Source organism: Rhodopila globiformis, from assembly GCF_002937115.1.
Lineage (GTDB): Bacteria > Pseudomonadota > Alphaproteobacteria > Acetobacterales > Acetobacteraceae > Rhodopila > Rhodopila globiformis.
Map to the genome: position 1 here is coordinate 1 of NZ_NHRY01000079.1, position 7861 is coordinate 7861.

Sequence of the window (7861 nt, forward strand, 5' to 3'; positions counted from 1 at the left end):
CTGAACCGGCCACTTTAGTGGCCAACTGAACCCGGGACCGCGTTAGCGGTCCCGCTTGCCGCTTTGAGCGGCTCACACTCAACGGGCCGCGTCAGCGACCCGCCCGGCCGCTTTGAGCGGCCAACACTATAAAGCCCCCGGCTCTGCCGGGGGATATTTACCTTAGGCGGCCGGTGGCACGGCCGTTGTCACCACGTCATGGCGGCCGAACGGATTGCCGCGCACGGCCGCCAAAGTTAGCGCATATGGGGACTGCCCGGCCGGGCTCACGAATGGCTTGATGCGGAATGATCGCTTCCATCGTGGCCCTGATGCGCTGGGCACGGCGATCGAGGCCGGGCCAATGCGGCCGCAGGCTCCGCGAATCCCGGTCCTGCCGCCTGGTGGCGCAGCCTGCGGCCCTGTCCGTCGCCTGTGACACCGAACGCAACACTGCTGCCTCCATGCGTCGATTCATGAAACAGACCCCGCGCATCGTGTCGCGAAACGTACGGCTTCCGGCGAATAGTTTCGCCTCCGGCCGCAAAAAGTGCTTGCATCCGGTTACCCGACCCGCCCATTCTGAACGTACCCGGATTTATGTGCCCTTCATGATCACCACGCTCCAGCCAAAGGATGCGAACCCGAAGCGGGTCAGGCACCTCGTCCATCATTCGCAACGCGGAGACTGGCGTGGCAGGTGACCCGACGCCCGCTGATACTGTTACGTCGCGGCTTCAAGCCTCGCAGCAACACCAGCAAAGCTGCCCGCCGCGCCGCAGCCCCGATGCACGCGGCGGATGTGCATGAGGCCTCGTCCGCCGTCGCTGCGCCTGCGTCTCTATCAGCTCGTCGCGGTCGTCGCGGTGCCGCTGGTGCTGCTGAGCGCCGGCGTCGTCTGCACGAAATACCTCGCTGACCGCGATCACGCCGCCCAGCGGGCCGAGGCGGTGGCGCATGGCCTGGCGCTGACCGTCGAGGGCGAGCTGCACATGCGCGTCGCGGTGCTGCAGATGCTGGCCGCGTCCCGCGACCTCGCGGACGGCGACCTGGCGGCGTTCCGCGGCCGGGCGGCGGCGCTGCTGGCGCGCGATGATCCCGGCGGCACCATCGTGCTGCTGCGCGAGGACGGCCAGGAGGTGATGAACCTGGCACTGCCGCCCGGGGCGCCGCTGCCGGTCCGCCGGCAACAGGACAGCCTGCGCCAGGTGTTCGCGACCGGCGCGCCGGTTATTTCCGACGTGTTCCCGTCCGCCGCCCAGCACCGTCCGGTCGTTTCCGTCGATGTCCCCGTCAAACGCGCCGACGGCAGCGTCAGCCTGGTGCTGGCGCTGACCCCCGCGCCCCAGGCCTTCGAGGCGGCGATCCAGCGGCAGAACCCGCCACCCGGATGGGTCGTTTCGGTGCTCGATCGGCATGGCGTCGCCGTCGCCCGCATGCCGAACCCGGAACGTTTTGTCGGAAAGCCGACTTCGCCGACTTTCCTGCCCGTGCTGTTGGCGGGGGAGAGCGGCGTCGCGGACACGACCTCGCTGGAAGGGACGCCCCTGCTCTCCGCCTGGAGCCGTCCCGGTCCGTCGGGCTGGAGCGTCGCCGTCGGCATCCCCCGCGCGGCGTTCTATGCGCCGCTGTGGTGGGCGCTTGGCCTGACGCTCGGGCTTTCGGCCCTGCTGCTGCTGGCGGCGCTGGCCCTGGCCAGCCTCCTCGCGGCGCGCATCGCCCGCCCGATCCGCGCCCTGGCGGACATCGCGGCCATGGAGGGCGTTCCCCAAGCGGATCGTTTCTCGCTCGGCCTGCGGGAGGCCGACGCCACCGCGGTTTCGCTGGCCGCGGCGTTCCGCAACCGGGACGAAGCCGAGGCGGCGCTGCGCGAAAGCCAGGCGGAACTTCACTCGATCGTGGACTCCGCCGCAGAAGGCATCATCGTCGCCCGCGCCGACGGCCGGATCACCTCGGTCAACCGCGCGGCGCTGCGCATGTTCGGCTATGACGTGGCCGAGGAACTGGTCGGCCACGACCTCGGCGTGCTGATGAACGCAACCGACGCGGCGCGGTACACATCCTATCTCACCAGGCGCGGCAGCGGCGGGCAGCCGAGGGTGATCGGCATGCCGGGGCGGGAACTGACGGCGGCGCGGCGCGACGGCTCGACGTTCCTCATCGACCTGTCGGTCGCCTCGTTCGATGCCGGCGGCCAGTGCTACCTGACCGGCATCGTCCGCGACGCCACGGCGCGCAAGCAGGCCGAAGCGGACCTGCGCACCAACGAAGCCCGGCTGCGGCTGGTGCAGCAGGTCGGCGGCATCGCCTATGTCGATCTCAGGCTGCCCGAAGCCACCGGCATCGTGTCCGCCGCCTATGTTACGCTCTATGGCCTGCCGCCGGGCATAACACAGATCACGGAAGCGGAATGGCTTGGCTTCCTGCATCCGGACGACCGGGACAGGGTGACAGCTGAAATCGGCGCCCTGAAGGCGGGCGGCGAGCCGCTGGCGACCGAGTTCCGCATCCGCCGCACCGATGGGGCGGTGCGCTGGATCGCCATGCGCGGCGAGGCGTTCTTCAACGACGACGGCCAGCCGCTGCGCCTGATCAGCGCGCAGCAGGACATCACCGAGATTGTCGCGGCGCGCGAGGAACAGGCCTCCCGCACGGCGGAACTGGAACGCCGGGTGGCCGAGCGCACCGCGGCGCTGGCCGAGGCCGAGGCGCGGTTCCGCGCGATCTTTGATTCGCAGATGCAGATCATCGGCCTGCTCGCGCCTGACGGCACCGTGCTCGAAGCGAACCGCACCGCGCTGGAAACCGGGGACGTGAGCCATCAGCGCGTTGTGGGCCGGCCGTTCTGGGAGCTTGGCTGGTGGCCGGAAACCGAGCGCGGCCGGCTGCGCCAGGAAATCGCGGAAGCGGCACAAGGCGCGGTGATCCGCCGCGATGCCCGGATCGTCGGCGCCGGCGGGCGCGGCCTGTGGATCGACTTTTCGCTCAAGCCGGTGCGCGACGCCGCCGGCCGGATCGTCTGGATCATCCCCGAAGGGCGCGACATCACCGAGCAGCGCAACCTGGCGGCCCAGCTGGTGCAGGCGCAGAAGGTGCAGGCGCTCGGCCAGCTTGCCAGCGGCATCGCGCACGACTTCAACAACATCCTGCAGGCGGTCGAGGGCGCCGCGACGCTGATCGAGCGGCGGCCGGAGGATGTCGAGCGGACAAGGCGGCTGGCCCGCATGGCGATCGACGCGACAGCGCGCGGCGGCTCGATCACGCAGCGGCTGCTGTCCTTCGCCCGGCGCGGCGAAATGCGCACCGAGGTGCTGCCGGCCGCGGACCTGCTGGGCAACATCCGCGAGGTGCTGGCGCATACGCTGGGCACGATGATCTCGGTGCAGTGCGTCGTGCCGCCGGGCGTGCCGCCGCTGGTGGCGGATCGCGGGCAGCTGGAGACGGCGCTGCTCAACCTGGGCACCAACGCGCGGGACGCCATGCCGCAGGGCGGCACGCTGACGCTGGCGGCGGAGGCCGCTTCGGTCGCCGATGACGCAGATCGTCCGACAGGGCTGCCGGCGGGCGCCTACGTGCGGCTGAGCGTGACCGACACCGGTGCCGGCATGGACGCCGCGACCCTGGCGCAGGCGACCGAGGCGTTCTTCACCACCAAGCCGGCCGGCCAGGGCACCGGGCTTGGGCTGCCGATGGTCAAGGCGTTTGCCGAGCAATCCGGCGGGGCGCTGACGATCGCCAGCACGCCGGGCGTGGGAACCACGGTGACGCTGTGGCTGCCACAGGCCGGGGACGCGCACGCCGGGGCGCCCGGCCAGACGCATCGCAAAGCGGCGCTCGATACCTCGGCCCGCGTGCTGCTGGTCGATGACGACGACATGGTGCGCGAAACCCTGGCGGCGCAGCTGGAAGATCTCGGCTTCGGCATCGTGATGGCCTCGAACGGCGCCGAGGCCATTGCTCTGCTCCAGGCGGATGCAGCGGTGGACGCCCTGGTGAGCGACCTGTCGATGCCGGAGATGGATGGCGTCACGACCATCCACAAGGCGCTGGCGCTGCGCCCGGGGCTGCGCTGCTTCCTGTTGACCGGCTATGTCGGCGAACGCGCCACCCTGGCGGCCGGCAACGCCTTCACGCTGGTCCGCAAGCCGATCTCGGCCGAGGCTCTGGCGGCGCGCATCGAGGCGGGCCTGGAGACAACGCATCGGGAAAAAGCGGTGTCCGGGCCTGGATGACTCACCATAAGGCGTGAAAATCCGTCCAGGTGCGTGCAGAATGCCGGGCCGGACAGGAAGCGCTGTGAAACCATCGCACAGGAAACGACAACCGCCCGCCAGCGCCGAGGCGCGCGCCGCATTGGCCGGCAGCCTGCCGGCGGCGCCCATGGTCGTGCTGTTCGCCCTGGTGTACCTCGGCGCCGTGCTGCTGGGCAGCGGGCTCTCGCTCCGGCCCTCGGCGGCCGCCACGGTCTGGCCCGCCGCCGGCGTGTACCTGGCGGCGCTGCTGCTGGTGCCGGCACGAGGCTGGATGGTCCTGGTCGCCGCGGCCGCTGCCGTGCAGGTCCCCGCCGCCGTCCTGGTCCTGGGCAGGCCGCCCGCGCTTGCCGCTGGTCTCGCCGCGGCCAGCGCCGGCCAGGCCGTCGCGGGTGCCATGCTGGTCCGGTATCTCGCGCGCAAGGGGGCGCACGGGATCGCGCCCGGGCAACGATTGCGCGATACGTTGATCCTTGGCTGCGGCGCGCTGCTCGCGCCGGCCGTCGGCGCCACGCTGAGCGCCGCGGCGGTCAGCATGGTGACGAGTGCCCGGTTCCTGCCGACCTGGCCGATGTGGTGGGCCGCGGGCGTGCTCGGCACCCTGGTTGTCGCGCCACCGGTGCTTGCGGCCGCAAGGACCGGGGACCAGCCGGATTCCGCCGGTGCGACGGCCGGGTGGGCGGAAACGATCCTGGTATTTGCTCTCGCGGTTGCGGGTGGCGGCTTCAGCTTCTGGCAGCCCGGCTCACCGTTTCATCCGACCCTGCCGCTGCTGCCGCCCTTTCTCACCTTTCTGCCGCTGATCTGGGCGGCCCTGCGGCTGGCGCCGGTGCGGGCCATGCTCTGCGCGGCGCTGCTCGGCCTGGTCGCCACGTCCGGCACCGCCCTCGGCTTCGGCGCCTATGCCGGGCTGGGCCTTCCGCCCATCAAGCTGGCGGTGCTGTTGCAGATGTACCTGTTCATCACCGCGGCGGTGACGCAGTTGCTCGCCGCGACGACCGCCGAACGCCGCGATGCCGTGGCCGGACTGGCGCGGGCCAATGCCGGCCTGGAGGCGACGGTGGCGGCGCGCACGGCCGCGCTGGCCGACCAGGCGGCGGCGTTTCGCCTCGCGCTGGACGCGGGCGATCTCGGCACCTGGCGCTGGGAGATCGGGCAGGGCTCCGGCAGCCTGATCTGGGATGCCCGCTGCAAGGTGCTGTTCGGCCTGCCGCCCGATGCGGCCGTGGACTACGCGCTGTGGGCCGGGCGCATCGTGCCGGAGGACCGGGCGGCAGCGGAGGCCGGCGTCGTCCGTGCAACCGATCCGACTGTGGCGGACGATGATTATGTGTGCGCGTACCGCGTGCGCCATCCCGACGGGACGGTGCTGTGGACCGCCGCCCTGGGCCGGGCCTTCTTCGAACCCGATCCGGCCGCGCCAGGCGGACGCCGCGTGGTGCGCATCCTCGGCACCATTCGCGACATCAGCGCGCAGCGGCGGGCGGACGAGGCGCGCCGGGCGCATGAGGACCTGAACCGCTACCTGCTGGGTCTCGCGGAGCATCTGCGCGCGGCCTCGACCGGCCGGGACGCCGTCGCCGCTGCGTGCCTGGCGCTGGGCCACGCGCTTGGCGCCGGGCGTGTCAGCGTCGGCGAATGGCAGCCGGACGATCAACACGGCCTGGTTGTCGGCGAATGGCGCGGGGACGGCATGCCGGCCGGCACTGGCCAGCACCGGCTTGCCGACATGGGCGCCGCCGGCCTGGCGCTGCTGTTGCGGGGACAGGCGCTCGTCCTGGACGACGTCGCGACCGATCCCCGCACCGCGAACCAGTTGGACGCGCAGCGGTATTTCGGCACGCTCGGATCCCGGGCCTGCCTATGTGTTCCGCTGATGCGCGATGGGTGCCTGCGCGCGGTGCTGCTTGCCGGCGATGCCGCGCCGCGGGCCTGGACCGACGCGCAAATCGTGCTGGCGCGGGAAACCCTGGCCCGCACCTGGCAAGCCGTCGAGCGGCTGCGGGCCGACCGGGCCCTGGCCGAGAGCGAGACGCGGCTGCGGCTGGCGACCGACATCGGGCAGGTGGGGATTTTCGACTACGACCTGCGCCGCGGCGAAATCCACTGGGACGAGCGCCTGCGCGCGATATGGGCGCTGCCGGCTGATGTGCCGGTCACCATGGACATCATCCGCCGCGGCGTGCATCCCGACGATGCCGCATGCCAGGAGGAACTGCGTGCCGCGGCGCTCGATCCGGTCACCGGCGGCGGCTACGACACCCAGTACCGGATCATCGGCATCGGTGACGGCGTGGAGCGTCACGTCGCCGCCAAGGGCCGGGTCTTCTTCGACGCCGGCCAGGCGGTGCGCGTGCTCGGCACCGTCATCGACGTCACCGCGCAACGCGCGGCGGAAGCGGTGCTGGCGCGGGACAAGCTGGAGCTGGAGCGCCTGGTGGCGGACCGCACCGCCGCGCTGCGCGCGACCGAGGCTCGCCTGGCGCAGGCGGCGAAAATGGAGGCGCTCGGGCGGCTGGCCGGCGGCATTGCGCACGACTTCAACAACGTGCTGCAAACGGTGCAGGGCAGCGTCGGCCTGGCGTCCCGGCGGCTCGCCTCGGACCCCGAGGCGGCGGAGCGCCTGCTGGCGATGGCGGCGGACGCGACGGAACGGGGCGCCGCGGTGACCAGCCGCCTGCTTTCGTTCTCCCGCCGCAGCGAACTGGTGGCGACGCCGGTTGATGCGGCGAGCCTGCTGAAGGACCTGGCCCAGCTTCTGCATCACACACTTGGGCCGTCCGTCACCCTGTCGGTGGCGTGCCGGCCGGGCGTGCCGGCGCTGCTTGCCGACGCCGGCCAGCTGGAGGCGGTGCTGGTCAACCTGGCGAACAACGCCCGCGATGCGCTGCCGGGCGGACACGGAACCATCACGCTTGGCGCCGAGGCGGCCGCCGCGCGGCCGGGCGATCTCGCCGCCGGGGACTATGTCCGGCTGTGGATCATGGATGACGGCGAGGGCATGTCGTCGGACGTGCTGGCGCGCGTGACCGAACCATTCTTCACCACGAAGGCGAGAGGCAAGGGCACCGGCCTGGGTCTCGCCATGGCGCACGGCTTCGCGCAGCAGTCCGGCGGCGCGCTTTCGATCGAGAGCCGGGTGGGGCAGGGGACGACGGTGTCGCTGTGGCTGCCTTGGGCACCGGCCGATGGGGCGGCGGCGGGCGTGGCGGCCGGTCCGGAACAGGCGCCCGGGCGGCGGAGGCTGGCGATGCTGCTGGTGGACGACGAGGATGGGGTGCGGACGGTGCTCGCCGAAGCCCTGGCGGACCAGGGCCATGCGGTGACGGAAGCCGAGGACGCGGCGAGCGCCCTGGCGCGTATCGACTCGGGTATCGCTGCCGACGTGCTGGTGACCGACCTGTCGATGCCCGGGAGCATGGACGGGCTTGCGCTGATCCGCGAAACGCGGCGACGGCGCCCGCGGCTGCCGGCCGTGCTCATCACGGGCCATGCGGGCGGCGCGCCGCCTGCGGCTCTGCGCGACGCGGTCGGCGGCGGGCCGTTCGCGATGGTCCGGAAGCCGGCGTCGGTGACAGCGCTGGAGGCTGAAATCGCGGCCTTGCTGGAGGTCCCGGCGTAGCGGGGCGGGG

2 protein-coding genes are annotated in these 7861 nt (G+C 72.0%); both read left to right on the forward strand.

What is annotated here, in order from left to right; all coding sequences use genetic code 11:
• The first annotated feature begins 785 nt into the window (after positions 1 to 785).
• Complete coding sequence (locus CCS01_RS08980; RefSeq protein ID WP_146101628.1) at positions 786 to 4211, forward strand: PAS domain S-box protein; 3426 nt, start codon at positions 786 to 788, stop codon at positions 4209 to 4211.
• Between the two features lie 64 nt (positions 4212 to 4275).
• Positions 4276 to 7851, forward strand: coding sequence for an MASE1 domain-containing protein (locus tag CCS01_RS08985; RefSeq protein WP_158258303.1), 3576 nt, complete (start codon positions 4276 to 4278; stop codon positions 7849 to 7851).
• The last annotated feature ends 10 nt before the right edge of the window (positions 7852 to 7861 follow it).